The following is a 19329-nucleotide window of genomic DNA, read 5'->3' on the forward strand; positions in this document are numbered from 1 at the left end:
ACACCGAAGAGCGCAATCCCAAGCCGTCCCGCACGAGCCACAACACGACGATCGAGATCATCTGGACGATTGCTCCGGTCCTGATTCTGTTGTGCCTCGCCATTCCCTCGTTCCAGCTCCTTACGGCGCAATACAATCCGCCGCGCGAGCCGGAGCTGACGGTGAAGGCAACCGGTTATCAGTGGTATTGGGGCTACGAGTATCAGCCGGCGCAGGCCAACGCCGCCGCTGCATCGCCGGCTGCCGGCACGGCAGCCAATCCGGCGAACCCGGCGTCGCAGCCCGTTTCCTTCCTGTCGTATCCGCTCGGCGAGGACGCGCGGGACGCCTCGGGTAAAACCGACAAGGCGACCTATCCTCGCCTCCTTGCCGTCGACAACGAGATGGTCATTCCGGTCAACACCGTGGTTCGTCTCTTATCGACGGGCGGAGACGTGATTCATTCCTTCGCGATGCCGTCTCTCGGCGTGAAGGTTGATGCCGTTCCGGGCCGTCTGAACGAATATTGGTTCGAGGCCAATCGCGAAGGCATCTTCTATGGCCAGTGCTCCGAGCTTTGCGGCGCCAGCCATTACAACATGCCGATCGGCGTGCGCGTGGTCAGCCGCGAGCAGTTCGATCGCTGGCTCGCCGCCGCTGCCGACAATGTCCAAAACGCCAACGCCCAGCTCTCGGCCGAGATCGCCCATCAGGCGCCGGTCGTGGCCGCTCGCTGATACAAATTCGGGGGGAAGCACCTTATGGATCACGCTGCATCGCATGATCACGACCACGCCCACCCGCGCCCGACCGGCTGGGTTCGCTGGGTCTATTCAACCAACAACAAAGACATCGGCATTCTCTATCTGATCTTCTCGATCTTCGCGGGTATCGTGGGAGCCAGTCTCTCCATCGCCATCCGCGCCGAGTTGCAGCAGCCGGGTCTTCAGATCTTCGGCAATCCGCAGATCTTCAACGTCTTCACGACGGCCCATGGTCTCGTGATGGTGTTCTTCCTCGTCATGCCGGCGTTGATCGGTGGCTTCGGCAATTATTTCGTGCCGATCATGATTGGCGCGCCGGACACGGCCTTCCCGCGCATCAACAACATCGCCTTCTGGATGCTGCCGCCGTCGCTGCTGCTCCTGATCCTGTCGATGTTCGTGGAAGGCGCTCCCGGCGCCAATGGCGCGGGCACCGGCTGGACGCTGTATCCGCCACTTTCGACCACGGGCCATCCGGGTCCAGCTGTCGATCTTGCGATCTTCGCGCTGCATCTGTCCGGTGCCTCGTCGATCCTCGGCGCGATCAATATGATCACGACGATCCTCAACATGCGCGCGCCGGGCATGACGCTGCACAAGATGCCGCTGTTTGCGTGGTCGCAGCTGGTAACCGCTTTCCTGCTGCTTCTCTCCCTGCCGGTTCTGGCCGGTGCTATCACCATGGTGCTGACCGACCGCAATTTCGGAACCACCTTCTTCGCCCCGGAGGGCGGCGGCGATCCGATCCTATACCAGCATCTCTTCTGGTTCTTCGGTCATCCCGAAGTCTACATCATGATCCTGCCGGCCTTCGGCATCGTCAGCCACATCATCTCCACCTTCTCCAAGAAGCCGGTCTTCGGTTATCTCGGGATGGCCTACGCCATGGTCGCGATCGGCGTGGTCGGCTTCGTCGTGTGGGCCCATCACATGTACACGACGGGCATCTCGCTCAACACGCAGCGCTACTTCGTGTTCGCGACGATGGTCATCGCCATCCCGACCGGTATCAAGATCTTCTCGTGGATCGCCACCATGTGGGGCGGCTCGCTGCGCTTCACCACGCCGATGCTTTGGTCGATCGGCTTCATCTTCCTGTTCACGGTCGGCGGCGTCACGGGCGTCAAGCTGGCCAATGCCGGCATGGATCGCGTGCTCCACGACACCTATTATGTCGTCGCGCACTTCCACTACGTTCTGTCGCTCGGTGCGGTCTTTGCGATCTTCGCCGGCTGGTACTACTGGCTGCCGAAGATGAGCGGCTACATGTATGACGAGAAGATCGGCAAGATTCATTTCTGGGTCATGTTCGTCGGCGTCAATCTCGTTTTCTTTCCGCAGCACTTCCTGGGCGCCGCCGGCATGCCGCGCCGCTACGCGGACTATCCCGATGCCTTCGCCGGCTGGAACTTCGTTTCTTCGATGGGTTCCTATATCTCGGGTGTATCGGTCCTGATCTTCCTCTATGGTGTCTACGATACGTTCGCCAAGAAGCGTCTCGCGGGGGCCAATCCCTGGGGCGAAGGGGCGACGACCCTCGAATGGCAGCTATCGTCTCCGCCGCCGTTCCATCAGTGGGAAGAGCTGCCGCGGATCCGCTGAACCCGGTCAAATTCTGTGATCCCGGCGTCCGAGCCGGGATCGCTTACCGTCGGGTTCGCGATAGGCGACAGATGGCAGTCTCGATGGGTCTGCCGGTCAAGGATAAGGACGTCCTATGAGTGCGATCGACGCGACGGATCTGCGGGCCGCTCGTCCAGGCATCAGTCTCGCCGAACCGGGTGACTTCCTGGCTCTGTTGAAGCCGCGCGTCATGTCGCTCGTGATCCTGACGGCGGTGACGGGATATCTCGCCGCCCCCGGTCATATGCATCCGGTTCTCGGTTTCGTGTCACTCCTAGCGATTGCCTTGGGAGCGGGCGGCTCCGGCGCGCTGAACATGTGGTATGACGCGGATATCGACCGCGTGATGAAGCGTACGGCCGGACGTCCTGTTCCGTCAGGCCGCGTGTCCGCAGGCGGAGCGTTGGCCTTCGGTCTGTCGCTGTCGATCCTGTCCGTTATCCTTCTCGGCCTCGCATCCAACTGGTTTGCAGCTGCTTTCCTGGCCTTCACGATCGCTTTCTATGCCGTTTTCTACACGATGGGCCTGAAGCGCCGCACGGCGCAGAATATTGTGATCGGTGGCGCGGCTGGCGCGTTCCCGCCAATGGTGGCCTGGGCGGCGGTGACCGGTGGCGTCTCGCTGGAAAGCTTCGTCCTCTTCCTGATCATCTTTCTTTGGACGCCCCCGCATTTCTGGGCTCTGGCCCTCTTCAAGATGCAGGATTACGGCGCGGCTGGTATTCCGATGCTGCCCAATGTGGCGGGTGAGCGTTCGACGCGTCGTCACATCTTCGCTTACACGCTGCTTCTCGTGCCTGTCGGTGTTCTCCCTTACGTGCTCGGTTTCGGCGGCCCGGTCTATGGCGTGGTGTCGCTCGCGCTGGGGCTCGACTTCATCCGCCGGGCTTTCCTCGTGCTGCGGATGCCCGATCGCGATCCTGCGATGGTCCCGGCCAAGAAGCTGTTCGGCTTCTCGATCGTGTATCTCTTCGCGCTTTTCTCCATCCTTCTGATCGAGCGCGTCGTCGCTTTGTGGATGGTCTGATTTCGTGAACGAAGGGGAGGAGGATCGCGTGCGTTTGACCCAGCAGGAACATAAGGCACAGCGTAAACGATCGGTGGCGATCGCGCTGACGCTGACGGCCCTCGTCGTGATTTTCTATGTGGTGACGCTGGTCAAGATGGTGGGTGGTCATGGCTGAGCCCGATGGCCCTCGCGAAACCTCGGCCCGCCGATTTCGGATCACCGCGTTCAGTTGCGCCGCATTCGTCTGCGGCATGATCGGCGCGGCCTACGCGTCCGTCCCGCTTTACAGCCTGTTCTGCAAAGTCACGGGCTACGGCGGCACGACGCAGCGCAGCGAAATGGCATCCGCCACGGTGCTGAACGAGACGGTTCGCGTTCGATTTGACAGTAATGCGATTCCCAGCGTGCCATGGACCTTTCAGCCGAACGAGCGGGAAGTGGTGGTGCGTCTCGGCGAAACGCGCCAGATGTCGTACCGCGTTCGCAACCGCTCCAACCGGGAAGTGACGGCGCGCGCCACGTTCAACGTGACGCCGCTGCTGGCGGGCGGCTACTTCAACAAGATCCAGTGTTTCTGTTTCACGGATCAGACGCTAAAGCCGGGGGAAGAGGTGGACATGCCGGTCGTGTTCTTCGTCGATCCCGACATTCTAAAGGACGCTGATGTCGGAACCTTGCCGACGATTACGCTGTCCTACACGTTCTTCCCGGTAGAACCGAAGAAGACACCCGTCGCCGATGCCGCGACGGACAATCAGGCAAGCGGGCGTTTGTAACGCGCCCGAATTGAGTTGGAACGGGGCCGTTGGCTACAACGGCTTGGGGCGGTAGCGAGGGGGAGAGCGATGGCCGACACGACACACAAGCATCACGACTATCATATGGTCGATCCGAGCCCGTGGCCGGCCTTGGCGTCTCTCGGCGCGTTCTTCCTCTTGTTCGGTGCCGTGGCGCTGTTCCGTTTCCACGGTGACAAGACGTTCATCGTCTTCGGCGCCAATCTGGCGACGCCTTGGATTTTCTACATCGGCCTCGCGATCGTGCTCTACACTATGTACGCTTGGTGGTCGGATACGATCCGCGAAAGCCGCCAGGGCGCGCATACGCCCGTCGTCTCGATGCATCTGCGCTACGGCATGATCATGTTCATCGCCTCCGAGGTGATGTTCTTCGTGGCGTGGTTCTGGGCCTTCTTCGATGCCAGCCTGTTTCCCGGGGAAGCCATTCAGGCCGCCCGCGTCCAAGCGCTCGGCGGCGTCTGGCCTCCCAAAGGGATCGAAGTTCTCGATCCGCTGCATCTGCCGCTGTTCAACACGGTGACCTTGCTTCTGTCCGGCACGACCGTGACATGGGCGCACCATGCGATGCTGGAGGATGATCGCAAGTCGCTGATCACGGGTCTCGCCCTGACGGTGGCACTAGGTGCCATCTTCTCCTTCGTTCAGTATATCGAATATGCCCATGCGCCCTTCGCGTTCAAAGGCTCGATCTACGGCGCGACCTTCTTCATGGCGACGGGCTTCCATGGTTTCCACGTCTTCGTCGGCGTGATCTTCCTGGCCGTCTGCCTGATCCGCGCCATTCGCGGGCATTTCACGCCGCACAAGCATTTCGGCTTCGAAGCGGCTGCCTGGTACTGGCACTTCGTAGACGTGGTCTGGCTTTTCCTCTTCTTCGCCATCTATGTCTGGGGTGGCTGGGGCGGACAGATCCACGGCGCTTGATCACAACGCCCTCGCTTGATCTTGTGAAAGGAGGCGGCTTGGCCGCCTTTTTTCGTCGCAGGGTTCAAGCCAGGGAAACGCTTGAGGAGAGAAACGCTGATGGACGATTCTCGCCAACCCTATCCCGGCGTCGATCCGGCCCATGCCGCCATGTTCGGTCACTGCCCTCGCTGTGGGAAGGGCAAGCTCTTTGCGGGCTATCTCCGGCTCGAGCCGGTTTGCTCACGATGCGGGCTGGACTTGGCCAGCCTAGACTCGGCCGATGGACCCGCCTTCTTCGTGATGTCGATCGTCAGTTTCGTTGTGGTCGGTCTCGCCCTCTATACGGAGGTCGCCTACAGCCCGCCCATCTATGTCCATCTCCTTCTCTGGGTTCCGCTCGCGTTTCTCCTATCGGCCCCGCTCATGCGTCTTGCAAAAGGCTTGATGGTTGGCCTGCAGTTTCGATCCAGCGCCGCGGAAGGTCGCCTGCATCCTCATGACGACGCCTGACGCCGCCCAGAACGTGAACGAGAGCCAGCCTCGCCTCGGTCGCGGACGCATCATCTCGATCCTCGTTCTGGGCTCTGCGGCCTTTGCCGTCCTGTTGCTGCTCGGTTCCTGGCAGTTGGAGCGTATGGCCTGGAAGGAAGGGCTTCTAAGCGCCATTGCGCAGCGCATCGAGAAGCCAGCCCAGACGATCGATGACATCCGGGACGCTCGAGATCGGGGCGAGGCGATCGATTATAATCCCGTCGCGTTGCGGGGGCGGTTCGATCATTCCGATGAGCGTTATTTCCTCGCGACGCGCAATGGCGAAGCGGGATGGCATGTCTATACGCCGCTCCAGATCGAAGGCTCGGATCGCTGGATTTTCGTGAACCGAGGGTTCGTGCCCTATGCCATGAAAGATCCCGCAAGCCGCATGGCGGGAAACCCTGTGGGGACGATGGATTTAACGGGGCTTGCTCGCGAAGCGCCAATCGAGAAACCCGGCTCCTTTCTTCCCGACAACGATCCCTCGCAGAACGTCTTCTTCTGGCGCAGCGTATCGGACATGGCCAAAGGGCTGTCGCTGCCAGCAGACAAGGTTCTACCCTTCTTCGTGGACGCAGGGCCGGGCGCGGCGGAAGGCGGCTATCCGATCGGCGGCGTGACCGTGGTCGACCTCCCCAACAACCATCTGCAATATGCGATCACGTGGTTCAGCCTCGCCGCCGCGCTGTTCGTCATGCTCGCGCTCTTCGTGCGCCATCTCCTGCGTGGCCGTCCTCGCGCGCCGATGGGTTGACAGAGGGGGGCTCCATCCCCTCATTCCCAAGCGAAACCGCTGCCCGGAGATTGCCTTGTCCGCGATCCAGACCAAGCCGCCCCTGACCCTGCGCCTTTGCGAACCGCGAGGCTTCTGCGCGGGCGTCGATCGCGCGATCCAGATCGTCGTTCTCGCGCTCAAGCGCTACGGCGCGCCGGTTTATGTCCGGCACGAGATCGTTCACAACAAATATGTGGTGGATGGGCTGCGCCAGATGGGCGCGGTCTTCGTCCGGGAACTCGACGCCATTCCCGATGACGGGCAGCCCGTCGTCTTTTCCGCCCATGGGGTCCCCAAGACCGTCCCGGCCGAGGCCGAGCGCCGCGAGATGCTCTATCTTGATGCGACATGCCCGCTCGTCTCCAAGGTCCATAAGCAGGCGATGCGTCACATGCGCCTGGGGCGAACCGTGCTGCTGGTCGGTCATCGCGGTCATCCCGAGGTCGTCGGGACGATGGGTCAGCTGCCCGAAGGTACGGTCGTCCTGATCGAGACCGAGGAAGACGTTGCGGCCTTTGAGCCGGCCGACCCCGCAGCGCTCGGTTTCGTGACGCAGACCACTCTGTCGGTGGATGATACAGCCGGTATCATCGCAGCACTTCAGGCGAAGTTCCCTCAGATGCAGGCGCCCGCCTCGGAGTCGATTTGCTATGCGACCACCAACCGGCAGGACGCGGTGAAAGCGTCCGCGCCCGGCACCGATCTCTTCTTCATCGTCGGGGCGCCCAATTCGAGCAATTCGCGCCGTCTGGTCGAGGTGGCCGAGAAGGCGGGGGCGAAGCGGGGCCTTCTCCTGCAAGGACCCGCCGATGTCCCGATGGATGACCTGATGCCCGGCCATGTCATCGGCATGTCGGCAGGCGCCTCCGCGCCCGAAGTTCTCACGGACGCGATCCTCGACACGCTGCGCGAACGATTCGATCTGCGCATCGAACTCGTGCAGACGGCAATCGAGAACGAGAACTTTCCGGTCATGCGGGCTCTGCGCGACGTCCCTCTGACCAAGGAAGACATGGCGTTCGTCAACGGCGATCGGCCTCTTGCCGGCGAAAGGACGCTTTGAGATGGCGGTCTATACCGAAGTCGGCGAAGCGGAACTCAGCGCCTTTCTGACGCGCTACGACATGGGCCGACTTCTGTCCTACAAGGGGATCGCGGAAGGGGTGGAGAACTCCAACTTCCTGCTGCGTTCCGAGGGCGGCACGTTCATCCTGACGCTGTATGAGAAGCGCGTGAACCGCGCCGATCTTCCCTTTTTCGTGGGTCTGATGGAGCATCTGGCCGGCAAGGGGCTGTCTTGCCCCCTGCCGGTCCAGCCACGCGAGGGCGATGCTCTGGGCGAACTGGCCGGGCGGCCCGCTGCGCTTTTCACCTTTCTGGAGGGCATGTGGTCGCGGCGTCCGACGGCCGATCAATGCGGCGCGGTCGGCAAGGCCATGGCGGGAATGCATTTGGCAGCCGCGGACTTTCCGCTCCAGCGCGCCAACAGCCTGTCCGTCGACGCGTGGCGTCCGCTTCTCGACGCCTGCGGAGACGATGCGGACCGCGTCGAGGCGGGCCTTCGCGCCGAGATTGCAGCGGAACTGACCGAACTGGAAGCCGATTGGCCGGCCGATCTGCCCCAGGGGGTGATCCACGCGGATCTGTTCCCGGACAATGTCTTCTTCCTGCAGGGCAATCTATCCGGGCTGATCGACTTCTATTTCGCCTGCAACGACATTCTCGCCTATGATCTGGCCATCTGTCTCTGCGCATGGTGCTTCGAACAGGATGGGGCCTTCAACGTCACCAAGGGGCGCGCGTTGATCGAAGGCTACCAGAGCGTGCGTCCGCTGAATGCGGTTGAGCGGGACGCTCTGCCGATCCTGGCGCGGGGAGCTTCGGTGCGTTTTCTGCTGACGCGCCTTTACGACTGGATCAACACCCCGGCCGATTCCTTCGTCACCAAGAAGGACCCGAAGGAATATCTGCGCAAGTCGCGCTTCCACCGGCAGGTGCGCAGCCTTGCCGATTACGGCGTCACCATGGATTCCCGGACGGCATGAGCGACCTCACCCACGTCGATATCTTCACTGATGGCGCCTGTTCAGGCAATCCGGGTCCGGGCGGCTGGGGCGCGATCCTGCGCTCGGGCGAAACGGAACGGGAACTGTCCGGCGGTGAGGCCCATACGACCAACAATCGCATGGAGCTTCTGGCCGCGATCGAAGGTCTTGCGGCGCTCAAGCGCGGCTGCGCCGTCCACCTTCATTCCGACTCGCAATATCTGCGGGATGGAATCACGAAATGGATTCACGGCTGGAAGCGCAACGGATGGCGCACGGCCGACAAGAAGCCGGTCAAGAATGCCGAGCTTTGGCAGCGCCTTGATGAAGAGCGCAACCGCCACGAGGTGACATTCCATTGGATCAAGGGGCATGCCGGCCACCCCGAGAACGAGCGCGCGGACGAGTTGGCGCGCGCGGGTATGGAGCCCTTCAAGCGCAAGCCGGCGAGGGTGGCCTCGCCGGCCTGAGGTGACGGCTTAGAGCTGCGTCAGAAGCGCGGAAGCCGAGGAGGTTTCCGCCTGGCCCGGCGATCCCTCGATGTTGAGCGCGGCGACCGTTCCATCGCGAACGATCATGGAATAGCGCTTGGACCGAAGGCCCAAGCCGCCGCCCGACAGATCGACATCGAGGCCGGCGGCACGGGTGAACTCGCCGTTTCCATCGGCCAGGAACAGAATGCGGTCTCCGGCATCCGTTGCCTTGGCCCAAGCCTTCATGACGAAGACATCGTTTACCGAGACGACGGCGATCGTATCGACGCCCTTGGCACGGATTTCGTCGTTGAGTTCCAGGAAGCCGGGCAGGTGGTTCATCGTGCATGTGGGCGTGAACGCACCGGGCACGGCAAAGAGCGCCACCGTCTTGCCGTTGAAAATCTCATCGGTGGACAGGGTCTTGGGGCCGTCTTCGCTGGGCGTGCGGAATGTCGCCTGGGGCAGCTTGTCGCCGATCGATAGGGTCATGGCATATCCTCTGGCATCTTGAGTCGGTCAATTCCGACCGACTGGAAGCGCGCGGATTAGCTCTGCCTTCTCCCCATCCGTCAACAGAAGGTCGATCTTCGTCAGCTCCGCATCGGTGCCGGGTGTGGACAGGATCGGAATGTCGAGGGAAAAACCGTGTGCGTCGGAGGCCGCGACCGGCACGCCGAAGCCCCAGCCTTCGGGCGCGGCCACAAAGGCGTCGGTTGGGGGCGGCCCCTCGCGCGAAGCGCTCGCGACATGCAGCCGGCCCTGCCGCACCGAAGCCTCGATCTCGGGCGGCTGAACGTCCCGTGGAAGCGCCGCAAGCGCGCGGCGAACGGCTGCTCGCGCGTTGAGGCTTGTCGAAGGCTTGCCTTCCAGTTCGACGTGAACAGGCAAACAAAGCTCGCGGCAGAGACCGATCAAGATGTCGGCCCGCAGGATCGACGTTTCGCCCGGCTTCGCCTCGCCCATGACAACAAAGGAGACGGGCTCGGCATAGCCGATGCTCTCAATGTCACCCTCGCGAAACCGCGTTGGAACCGGCAGAAGAATACGAGCGTCTTCAACCCCGGCGCTGTTGTCGAGCTGGATCGCCGGGGCAAGTCCCACCGGACCGGGCGAGATCCAGTAGGTTTTCCAGCCCGGCTTGAGATCGATCGAGAGCGCGGCCTGAACGCGACCGTTCTCCTCCATGACGTCCAGCCGCATATGCGCGCCCTCCACCTCGATTTCGGATGCGGCGCATGCGGGACCGGCAGCCACCGACACAGCCGCCAGAAGCGCGAGGAAGAGCCAGCCTCTTGCGAGCCTGTGCGGCAGCTGGAAAAAATCGAAACGCCGCATTTCAAAACCTCATGTCGCTGATGCAAAACCGGCAGGACAGCTTTATCTTAGGCTCATGGACTTCGAGAACATTCGCAACCGATCCGACGAAGCCTCTTCCCTGGAAGGGCACTTTCTCATCGCCATGCCGGGCATGGAGGACGAGCGCTTCTCGCGCTCGGTCGTTTATATCTGTGCGCATTCGTCGAGCGGCGCGATGGGTTTCATCGTCAATAAGGCGCAGCCGCTCAGCTTCGCAGCGCTTTTGACGCAATTGGAGATCGTGAGCGATCCCAACGAGATTCGCCTGCCGCAAAAGGGGCGGGAGGTTCCCGTTTGCCAAGGCGGGCCGGTCGAGCAGGGGCGCGGCTTCGTTCTGCATTCCGAAGATTACGATTCCGAGTCAACCGTCAGCGTCGATGATGGCATTGCCCTGACGCCGACGCTCGACATTCTGAAGGCGATTTCGAGCGGCGTCGGCCCGTCTACGGCGATCATGGTGCTCGGCTATGCCGGCTGGAGCCCTGGCCAGCTCGAATCCGAAATCGCCGCCAACGGATGGCTGACTTGCCGCGCCGATCTCGACATCGTGTTTGATGCCGAACTCGACAACAAATACACCCGCGCGCTTGCCATCCTCGGCATCAATCCCGCGTTTCTGACGAGCGAAGCCGGCCACGCCTGAGGCGTTGGCCTCGCCGCTCGCTTGCAAGGGATAGCCGCCTCAGACGACGGCTGCCTTGCGGCCCTGCCGATCCTGAAGCCGCCGGCGCGCTTCCTCGGCGGTGAGCGGCGGCGAGAACATGAAGCTCTGAACATATTCGCAGTTCAGCTGGCGAAGCCGTTGCGCGTCGATCTCCTTATCGACGCCTTCGGCGACCACGGCGAGCCCGAGCTCATGCGCCATGGTCACGATCGACTGCACGATGATTTGCTTCTGCGGATGCGCGTCACCGCGCAGGAATGTCTGGTCGATCTTCAGCGTATCGAACGGAAAGCGGATCAAATAGGAAAGGGCGGAATAACCCGTTCCGAAATCGTCCAGCGACAGGCCGACGCCCATCTCTTTGAGGCGCTCGAGAAGCTTGGCCGAGCGTTCGGGATTGTCCATGACGAGCGATTCGGTCAGCTCCAGCTTCAGCGTCTCGGGCGGCAAGTTGTAGCGTTTCAGAATGTGCCGGACATCGTTCAGCAGATCCTGGCGGATGAGCTGGCGGCTGGAGATATTGACCGAGCAGAAGAGCTTGGATTGGCCCGGCAGCTTCTGCCAGTCCGACAGACGCCTTGTGGCCTCGTCCAAGGCGAACTGGCCGAGCTGCACGATCAGGCCGGTATTCTCGGCCATCGGGATGAATTCATAGGGTGAGATCGGTCCGCGCTTGGCGTGGTTCCAGCGCAGCAAGGCTTCGAAGCCGACGATCTCGCTCGACGACAGCTTTACGATCGGCTGGAACATGAGCGACAGCTCGTTGCGCCCGAAAGCGCGGCGCAGGTCCGATTCCAGTTCGACGCGGCCCGAGGCGTGGGTCTTGTAGCCGGGTCGGAAGGGCTCGATGCGATCCCCACCGAGCCGCTTGGCCTGATACATGGCGAGTTCCGCGTCGCGTAGAACCTCATCCGCGCTGGCGCCATCCGTCCATCCCGTCAGGCCGATCGAGGCCGTGAGGATGATATCGCGGTCGCCGAACGTGATCGGCGCACGAACGACTTCGCGCAACGCCTCGGCGAAGGAGCCGACCGCTCCGATCTCGGCTTCTGACATGAGGATCAGACCGAACTGATCGCCCGTCAGCCGCGCCAGCGAATCCTGCGGCTTGAGGACGCGTTTCAAGCGCCGGCCGAGCGTGAGGATGATCGTGTCGCCGGTCGCCATGCCGAAATCATCGTTGACCTGCTTGAACCGGTCGATGTCGATGACGAAGAGCGTCGGCCGCACGTCCGGGTGGCTCGCGGCGAGGGCCGCGATGGAGTTCAGCCGGTCGATGAAGAGTTCGCGGTTGGGCAGGCCGGTCAGCTGGTCATGCAGCGCGTCATGCAGAAGGCGCTCCTCGGCCTTCTTCCGGTCGGTCACGTCCTTGAGCGTGCCGACACAGCGCACGACCTCACCGTTCGAGCCGAGCACAGGCCGGGCCTGCAGGTTCATCCAGTGGTAATGCCCGTCGTCGCTCCGCAGGCGGAAATCCTGCGCGATGCGGCCACGACGATGTTCGAGGATCGTGTCGAGCGTGATCTTGAAACGATCCCGATCGTCCGGGTGCAGGATGGGAAGCCAGTCCCGCGCCGGTCCGTTCATGGCTGCCACCGGCATCCCCAGGAGACCGTCCGTGTCGGAGCCCGCGAAGATTCGGTCACGCGCAACGTCCCAGTCCCAGATCGCATCGCCGGTTCCCGCCAGCGCCAGAGCGCGGCGCTCCATGTCGGACAGGAGCCCGCTGCCGAAACTGCCATTGCCGGCGAAGGCGTGCTGCATGACCGTAAAGCCGATGAGCAGGACGACGAGCACCAGACCGCCGCCCAATGCCGGTTGAATGATGTCGTTATGGATTTGGCCGGTGATCGTCAGCCATCCCGTGGCGAGCCACGCAATGATCAGCAGCCAGGTCGGGATCAGCATGATCGCCCGGTCGTAGCGCATGGCCGAGAGATAGAGGATCAAGAGAAGACCCACCCCGGCCGTGGCGGCCATGGACATGCGCGCGATGCCGGACGCCATCGGCGGATCGAACGCGGCGAGGGCACCGAGGCCGCCGAGGCCCACCAGCCAAAGCGCCGTGAACGCGGAGAGAATCCCGTGCCAGCGGTTGAGGTTCAGATAGGCATAGAGAAACACGACCAGGGTGAAGGCGAGGGCCACTTCCGTGCCTGCGCGCCAGATGCGCTCCTCACCCGGCACGATGGGCACCAGCTTCTGCCAGAAATCGAAATCGATGCAGATATAGGCCAGTACGGCCCAGGCGAGGGCGGCGGTCGCGGGGAACATGGGCGACCCCTTCACGACGAAAAGGATCGTCAGGAACACCGCGAGCAGGCCGGCGATACCGAGCACGATGCCGCGATACAGCGTGAAGGCGTTCACCGTGTCCTTATAGGCATTGGGCTCCCAAAGGCGGATTTCCGGCAGCTTGTCGCTGGCCAGTTCCGCCACGAAGGTGATCACCGTGCCGGGGTCGAGCGTCACAAGGAAGACATCGGCTTCCGGGCTATCCTGCCGGTCGAGCGCGAAGCCCTCCGACGGTGTGATGGCGACGATGCGCTGCGAGCCGAGATCGGGCCAGACCAGCCCGGAGCCCGACAGCCGGAAATGTGGCGCGACGACCAATCGGTCGATCTGCTCGTCCGTGTTGTTGGCGAGCGCGAAGACGGCCCAATTTCCCGATGGATTGGACGAGCTGGACTCGACTTCGATGCGCCTCACGATTCCGTCCGAGCCTGGGATGGTCGAAACCTGGAAGTTCGCTCCACGCCCGCGATGGATGTCGATCGCGGGCGCCAGATCGATCGCTACATCCTCGCGTCCGATGCTCACGGGGGCGAACGCGCTGGCGGGCGTCGCACAGGCCCAAGCCAGCAGGAAGACGCCAAGCAGGCAGAAGAGAAAGGCCGGGGATCGGGAGAGTTTGGGCATGGAAAACGTCAAGGTCTTGTCCCGGCGAGCGAAGGGGCGGACATCGAATCGGCATGATAACCGGCGCTGGCGGCCCAGTCTTCGGCCAACAAGGAATAGAGTAGGTGATCCTCCCAGACACCGGCTATTTTGAGATATTGCCGGAGATGGCCTTCCCGGCGGAATCCACAGGACTCAAGAAGGCCGATCGATCGGCCGTTGCGCGGAACACAGGCCGCTTCGACGCGGTGCAACCCTTCGATCTCGAAGGCGAAGATACAGATCGTACGAACCGCGCGGCTCATGATGCCCCGCCCTGCGTGGCGTTCGCCCATCCAATAACCCAGCGTCGCCGATTGGGCCACGCCGCGCTGGATGCGTCCAAGCGTCAGGCCACCGTAGAGAACCTGCCCCGTTGGATCGAACACGAAGAAGGTATAGCTGCCGCGCTCCCGTGCATCGCGGCGGTAACGCGAAAGGCGTAAGCGGAAGGCCGGGCGGCTGAGTTCCCCCGGAGACCAGCTGGGCTCCCACGGCGTGAGAAAGGCTCGGCTTTCCTCCCGAAGCGCCCTCCAGCGCTCATAATCGCCGGGACGCGGCATCCGCAGCAGGATTCCGGGACCGTTCAGCACCGGCTGAGCCGATGCCTGAACCCAAGTCAACCAACCCATCCGGCTGGGATCAGCTGACCGCAGCGGCGGCGCGCAGTGGGGCCGATGCGCTACGACCGGCCCCACCTTGCATCAAGGTCTCCGACGACGGCAAACGCGACACCGGACCGATCGCCGCAAGGGTCGGAACGGTGTCGATGAAGGTCGCCTCCGCAAGCCCTGCCAGACGCGTCGCCGTGATGGCGTCGAGCCGATCCAGCAACTCGGTATTGGCGATGACCGAGCCGTTGAACATCAGCTGGCGCGCCATCTGGCCCGCGCGCGATGCCGGGCTTTCCTGGCTCATCAAGAGGCTGGAGCGCATCTGCGCCCGGGCGCGCACGACTTCCTTCTCGGTGATGCCGTCCGCTGCGCGAACCAGTTCCTCGACAATGACGGGCGCGAGCTCGGCCAGTTCTTCCTCACCCGTCGCGGCGTGAACGCCAAAAATGCCGCTATCGGAGAAGCTCCAGTGGAAGGCCGAGATCGCGTAGCAGAGCCCGCGCGTTTCCCGCACCTCCTGAAACAAACGAGACGACATGCCGCCGCCCAGGATGATCGACAGGACCTGCGCGGAATAGAAATCGCGCTGATAATAGGGGCGGCCTTTGAAGCCCAGCACCATCTGCGCGTCGGACAGATCGCGTTCTTCGCGGAACTCGCCGCCCGTATAGAGCGCGGGCGTGCGTTCTGGCAGGGCGCCCCCCATGGGCGCTTGTGCGCCGAAAGCGGCCGAGACACGGTCCACGATGTCCTGATGCGACACGGCGCCGGCCGCCGAAACCACCATGCGGTCCGGCGCGTAATGGCGCGTGAGATAGGTCCGCAGATCATCCGGGGTGAAGGAGCGCACGCTTTCGCGCGTGCCCAGGATCGGTCGCCCGATGATCTGGTTGGCGAAGGCGGATTGCTGGAAATGGTCGAACACGATGTCGTCCGGCGTATCCTCGGCTGCGCCGAGTTCCTGCAGGACGACCTGTTGCTCCCGCTCCAGCTCTTCCTCGTCGAAGCGTGAATCGAGCAGGATGTCCGACAGAATGTCGATCGCCAGCGGTACGTCGTTCTTCATCACGCGAGCGTAGAAGGCGGTCGTTTCGACGCTGGTGGAGGCGTTGAGCTCTCCGCCGACATCTTCGATCTCTTCGGCGATCTGCCGGGCCGAACGGCGCGACGTGCCTTTGAACGCCATGTGCTCGAGAAGATGCGCGATGCCATGCTCGCGATCGGTCTCGTCGCGCGCACCGGCCTTGACCCAGACGCCCAGCGCCGCGCTTTCCAGAGTCGGCATGGTTTCGGTCGCGACCGTCAACCCGTTGGAGAGGCGAGTGACCTCGACGCTCATGCTGCGGCCCCGTGGCGCACGGCGCGGCTGCGCTCACGGATAAAGGCTTCGATCGCATCGAGATCGTTCGGCAGCACGTCGAACTTTTCCTCGCGACTCATCAAGTCACCATGGCTGGGCGGCAGCGGAGGCTCGACGCCGCAGGCCGCCTTCACCGAAGCCGGGAATTTGGCCGGATGCGCCGTTCCGAGCGTGATCATCGGGATATCGCCCATATGCTGGTCCGCCACGGCAACGCCGACCGCCGTATGCGGATCGAGGAGATAGGCCGTCGTCCCGAGATAGGTCTTGATCGTCTCGGCTGTTCCTGCTTCGTCCGTGCGCCCGGCGTCGAACTCGGCGCGGATGGCCTGGATCATCGGTTCGGGCAGGGTGAAGGCGCCGGACTGGCGAAGCTGCTGCATCAGACGGCGAACCGTTTCCGCATCGCGCCCGCTCGCCTCGAACAGGAGACGCTCGAAATTCGAGGAAATCTCGATGTCCATGGAGGGCGACATGGTGGCGTGAACGCCTTCCATCTCGTAGCGCCCGCTTCTCATCGTGCGCTCGAGAATGTCGTTCTTGTTGGTGGCGATGATGAGCCGATCCACCGGCAGGCCCATGCGCTTGGCGGCAAAGCCGGCGAAGATGTCACCGAAATTGCCGGTCGGCACCGTGAAGGACACCGTGCGGCGGGGCGCGCCGACGCTCGCGGCCGCCGTGAAATAATAGACGATCTGGGCCATGACGCGGGCCCAGTTGATCGAGTTGACGCCCGAAAGAGCCGTCTCGGCGCGGAACTTCGCGTCGTTGAACATGCTCTTCACAAGAGCCTGGCAGTCGTCGAACGTGCCTTCCACCGCGAGCGCATGAACGTTCGGTCGTCCGGCCGTCGTCATCTGGCGCTGCTGGACGGGGGAAACGCGGCCCTTCGGGAAGAGAATGAACATGTCGGTGCGCTCGCTGCCCGCGAAGGCCGCGATGGCGGCGCCGCCCGTGTCGCCCGAGGTCGCGCCGACGATCGTGGCGCGGCGCTGGCGCTGCGTCAGCACATGGTCCATCAGCCGCGCCAGAAGCTGCATCGCCACATCCTTGAAGGCAAGCGTCGGGCCATGGAACAGTTCGAGCACGAAATGCCGATCGCCGATCTGAACGAGCGGGGCGACGGCGGGATGGCGGAAGGTCGCATAGGCCTCGCGCACCATGCGCTCCAGATCGGCCTGAGCGATCTCGCCGCCCACGAAAGGCGTCAGGACCTCCAGCGCTACCTCGGCATACGGGCGACCGGCGAAGGAGGCGATGGTCTCGGGCGAGAGGGTCGGCCAGGTTTCCGGAACGTAAAGACCGCCGTCCGTCGCAAGGCCGGCCAGGAGAACGTCAGCAAAACCAAGGGTCGGAGCTTCGCCCCGCGAACTCACATATCTCAACGACAACTCCCGTGCGCCCTTGCGGGCGGCTTGCTTCGGCTCGGAGGAAACGGTCTTCGCTTCTCCATGCCAAGACTGGTCGCAACCTGGCTGGGTGCCTGATATAGACCGAGCGACACCCCTATGGGAAGAACCGCGGATGCATATGTCGAGACGCAGCCCCTTCCAGAATCTGCTTTTTTTGACCCTGGCCGGCCTCAGCGCCGCCGGTTGCAGCACGTCGGGCGGAGGGCCGGCACCCGTCGCCCCCTCGTCCGCCAGCCTTCCGGCCTCGCCCGCGCAGGTCGCGAGCGCGGGAAGGGTCGCGGACTATTGCCCGCAGGTCGCCTTGCGCGAAGGCACCGCCATCCTGCGTAAGGGCTCGGGAGATTCTGTGGACTATGTCGCCTCCATCACCGGCACGACGCGGTCCTGCCGCGAGCGCGACGGGCAGTATTTCATGGAAGTCGCGGTTACCGGGCGCGTCGTGCCGGGGCCGGTCTCGAAGGGCGGAACGGTCGATCTGCCGCTGCGCGTGGCGATCGTGGACAATGGCAAGCTCGTCTATAGCCAGCTGGGTCACCAAGGCGCGCTTCTGGATTCAACGGGCGGCGCGGTGAACTTCTCCTATATCGACCGCAACATCCGCTTCCCCAAGCCCGCCGGCAAGACGCTCACGATCTATGCCGGCTTCGACGAAGGGCCGCCGGCGCCGGCCGTAGCCGCTGAGGGCAAGACCGGCCGCTGAATGGTGCGACGGGGGCGGCCGGTCAGGCCGCTTCCCAATTGCTGAAAGCCTCCACGACGCCGGGAAATTCCGAGAGGCGACGGATCACGGTTTCCGCGCCCGCTTCGGCCAGCGCATGGCCGTGGCCGTCATAGCTGTGCTGTCCGCCGGTGAAGCCGACGACCCGGCAGCCCGCCGCAACGGCTGCGGCAACGCCGTGAACGGAATCCTCCAGAACGATGGTTTCGCGCGGCGCGGTCTCGAACTGACGGCAGCCATAGAGATAGACGTCCGGCGCGGGCTTGGGCCGCTTCGTGCCGACTTCGCGCGAGGCATAGACATAGGGACGGAAACGGTCCCAAAGCTTGGTCGGCTCCAGAACGATCTTCAGCCGCTCGGATGAGGAGTTCGAGCAGATGGCGCGGGGCAGGTCGAGCCGATCGAGCATCTCATGGACGCCCGCAATCGGCGTGATCTCGGCGGCGAGGCGACGGTCGAGTTCCACTCGCTGACGCTCGGCATAATCCTCGGGAAAACGAATTCCCGCTTCCGCCGTCAGGAGTTCGAGAATGCGGTCCTGCGTCAGGCCGGCGAAGCGCTCGGCGATCTCGTTGGCGGATATTTCGTATCCCAGTTCCTTCAGGAGCGAGGCGTCCACCTTGGCGGAGATGATTTCGGAATCGACGAGCACGCCGTCGCAATCGAACAGAATGAGGGAGAGTGCCATCGTGGCCTTTCGAGGTTCTCTGCGGGCCTCGGCCGAACTCGCGTTCCTGAGCCGCTCCCGGATGCTGTCGCGGCACCGGTTCGAGGGCCGCTCATGCTCCGCTGCGACGACGAAACCCAAGTGAGACAGGGGCGGGCGGGGATGCGGCGGGGTTAGCACGCTTCGCAGCCGGAGGCCAATCGATGGGTCACTTCATGGCTCGTTAACCCTCTTCGGTAACCATAAGCACATGAGGGGCGGCGGTGATTTGGAGCCGGAGCCCGGTGTGATCCCGCGGTGTTGTCGCGTTGAGTGGGTGGTGTTGGCGCTATGTCCAGGTCCGGTGCGGTTCGCGTGTCTTGTGCAGTGCCAGCGTCGAAGGCCGCGCCCGCAGCGGAGCGCCTGGGCGCAGGCGCGCCGCTGGGCTTCGCCGGTGCGGGGGCTCCGGCCCTCTCGCCAAGCCAGCCCGAATGGCTCGACACGATCATCAAAGGCGACTGCGTGTCCCGCATGGCCGCGCTGCCCGCCGGCAGCGTCGATGCCATCTTCGCCGACCCGCCCTACAATCTTCAGCTCGGCGGCGATCTCACGCGCCCCGACCAGTCCCGCGTCGATGCCGTCACCGAGGAGTGGGACCGGTTCGAGAGCTTCGAGGCCTATGACGCCTTCACGCGGGCTTGGCTGCTCGCT

General features: G+C 63.4%; 20 protein-coding genes and 1 pseudogene. 14 read left to right on the forward strand and 7 right to left on the reverse strand.

Features of this window, described 5'->3' with window-relative positions; genetic code table 11:
• The 11 genes from coxB to rnhA all read left to right on the forward strand — a co-directional run.
• Nucleotides 1-716 (forward strand): cytochrome c oxidase subunit II (gene coxB / locus AUL28_RS08400; RefSeq protein ID WP_062231623.1); only part of this gene is annotated, 716 nt, incomplete at its 5' end.
• Between the two features lie 24 nt (nt 717-740).
• A complete protein-coding gene (ctaD, locus tag AUL28_RS08405) occupies nt 741-2345 on the forward strand; it encodes a cytochrome c oxidase subunit I (RefSeq protein ID WP_058600529.1) in 1605 nt (534 codons plus the stop codon).
• 115 nt (nt 2346-2460) lie between these two features.
• Nucleotides 2461-3393 carry a heme o synthase gene (locus tag AUL28_RS08410; protein WP_058600530.1) on the forward strand — a complete coding sequence of 311 codons (933 nt, stop codon included), beginning with the start codon at nt 2461-2463 and terminating at the stop codon, nt 3391-3393.
• Between the two features lie 28 nt (nt 3394-3421).
• Nucleotides 3422-3550: a protoheme IX farnesyltransferase gene (locus AUL28_RS08415; RefSeq protein ID WP_244493456.1), complete on the forward strand. Its 129-nt coding sequence runs from the start codon at nt 3422-3424 to the stop codon at nt 3548-3550.
• Entirely contained in the window at nt 3543-4151 is a 609-nt protein-coding gene (locus tag AUL28_RS08420) for a cytochrome c oxidase assembly protein (protein ID WP_062231625.1), read from the forward strand. Before AUL28_RS08415 ends, AUL28_RS08420 begins: the two co-directional genes overlap by 8 nt.
• 69 nt (nt 4152-4220) lie before the next feature.
• Nucleotides 4221-5099 (forward strand): cytochrome c oxidase subunit 3, encoded by an 879-nt coding sequence (locus AUL28_RS08425; RefSeq protein WP_062222005.1) that lies wholly within the window; start codon nt 4221-4223, stop codon nt 5097-5099.
• Between the two features lie 99 nt (nt 5100-5198).
• A complete protein-coding gene (locus AUL28_RS08430; RefSeq protein ID WP_062231627.1) occupies nt 5199-5591 on the forward strand; it encodes a DUF983 domain-containing protein in 393 nt (130 codons plus the stop codon).
• A complete protein-coding gene (locus tag AUL28_RS08435) occupies nt 5578-6369 on the forward strand; it encodes an SURF1 family protein (protein WP_244493457.1) in 792 nt (263 codons plus the stop codon). The genes AUL28_RS08430 and AUL28_RS08435 overlap by 14 nt, the downstream gene beginning before the upstream one ends.
• Before the next feature lie 55 nt (nt 6370-6424).
• Nucleotides 6425-7453 carry a 4-hydroxy-3-methylbut-2-enyl diphosphate reductase gene (ispH, locus tag AUL28_RS08440; protein ID WP_062231628.1) on the forward strand — a complete coding sequence of 343 codons (1029 nt, stop codon included), beginning with the start codon at nt 6425-6427 and terminating at the stop codon, nt 7451-7453.
• Nucleotide 7454: 1 nt separating this feature from the next.
• Nucleotides 7455-8435 carry a homoserine kinase gene (locus AUL28_RS08445; protein WP_062231630.1) on the forward strand — a complete coding sequence of 327 codons (981 nt, stop codon included), beginning with the start codon at nt 7455-7457 and terminating at the stop codon, nt 8433-8435.
• The gene (gene rnhA / locus AUL28_RS08450; RefSeq protein ID WP_062231632.1) at nt 8432-8905 is read left to right on the forward strand and encodes a ribonuclease HI; all 474 of its coding nucleotides are present in this window, start codon (nt 8432-8434) and stop codon (nt 8903-8905) included. Before AUL28_RS08445 ends, rnhA begins: the two co-directional genes overlap by 4 nt.
• Nucleotides 8906-8914: 9 nt before the next feature.
• Here the strand turns inward: rnhA and AUL28_RS08455 are convergent, their stop codons facing one another.
• Nucleotides 8915-9400 (reverse strand): peroxiredoxin, encoded by a 486-nt coding sequence (locus tag AUL28_RS08455; RefSeq protein ID WP_062231634.1) that lies wholly within the window; start codon nt 9398-9400, stop codon nt 8915-8917.
• A gap of 27 nt (nt 9401-9427) precedes the next feature.
• A complete protein-coding gene (locus AUL28_RS08460; RefSeq protein WP_062231636.1) occupies nt 9428-10246 on the reverse strand; it encodes a protein-disulfide reductase DsbD domain-containing protein in 819 nt (272 codons plus the stop codon).
• A gap of 55 nt (nt 10247-10301) precedes the next feature.
• Here AUL28_RS08460 and AUL28_RS08465 point away from each other — a divergent pair, with 55 nt between their 5' ends.
• On the forward strand, nt 10302-10910 hold the full coding sequence (locus tag AUL28_RS08465) for a YqgE/AlgH family protein (protein WP_062221992.1): 609 nt from the start codon (nt 10302-10304) through the stop codon (nt 10908-10910).
• A gap of 39 nt (nt 10911-10949) precedes the next feature.
• Here the strand turns inward: AUL28_RS08465 and AUL28_RS08470 are convergent, their stop codons facing one another.
• From AUL28_RS08470 to thrC, 4 genes are read right to left on the reverse strand one after another with little or no spacing between them, the layout of a single operon-like run.
• Nucleotides 10950-13850, reverse strand: coding sequence for an EAL domain-containing protein (locus tag AUL28_RS08470; protein ID WP_062231638.1), 2901 nt, complete (start codon nt 13848-13850; stop codon nt 10950-10952).
• 8 nt (nt 13851-13858) lie between these two features.
• Nucleotides 13859-14500 carry a GNAT family N-acetyltransferase gene (locus AUL28_RS08475; protein WP_062221986.1) on the reverse strand — a complete coding sequence of 214 codons (642 nt, stop codon included), beginning with the start codon at nt 14498-14500 and terminating at the stop codon, nt 13859-13861.
• 10 nt (nt 14501-14510) lie between these two features.
• On the reverse strand, nt 14511-15821 hold the full coding sequence (locus tag AUL28_RS08480) for a M16 family metallopeptidase (RefSeq protein WP_062231640.1): 1311 nt from the start codon (nt 15819-15821) through the stop codon (nt 14511-14513).
• Entirely contained in the window at nt 15818-17227 is a 1410-nt protein-coding gene (thrC, locus tag AUL28_RS08485) for a threonine synthase (RefSeq protein ID WP_058602135.1), read from the reverse strand. The genes AUL28_RS08480 and thrC overlap by 4 nt, the downstream gene beginning before the upstream one ends.
• A gap of 145 nt (nt 17228-17372) precedes the next feature.
• Here thrC and AUL28_RS08490 point away from each other — a divergent pair, with 145 nt between their 5' ends.
• Nucleotides 17373-17954, forward strand: coding sequence for a hypothetical protein (locus AUL28_RS08490; RefSeq protein WP_156419935.1), 582 nt, complete (start codon nt 17373-17375; stop codon nt 17952-17954).
• 22 nt (nt 17955-17976) lie between these two features.
• Here AUL28_RS08490 and AUL28_RS08495 read toward each other — a convergent pair whose 3' ends face one another.
• Nucleotides 17977-18660, reverse strand: a complete 684-nt coding sequence (locus tag AUL28_RS08495) for an HAD family hydrolase (protein ID WP_058602137.1) — start codon at nt 18658-18660, stop codon at nt 17977-17979.
• 309 nt (nt 18661-18969) lie between these two features.
• Between AUL28_RS08495 and AUL28_RS23250 the strand changes: the two are divergent.
• Nucleotides 18970-19329 (forward strand): annotated as a pseudogene (locus AUL28_RS23250) (hypothetical protein); the annotation flags it as partial.

Source organism: Aureimonas sp. N4 (assembly GCF_001463925.1).
Classification (GTDB): Bacteria; Pseudomonadota; Alphaproteobacteria; order Rhizobiales; family Rhizobiaceae; genus Aureimonas; species Aureimonas ureilytica_A.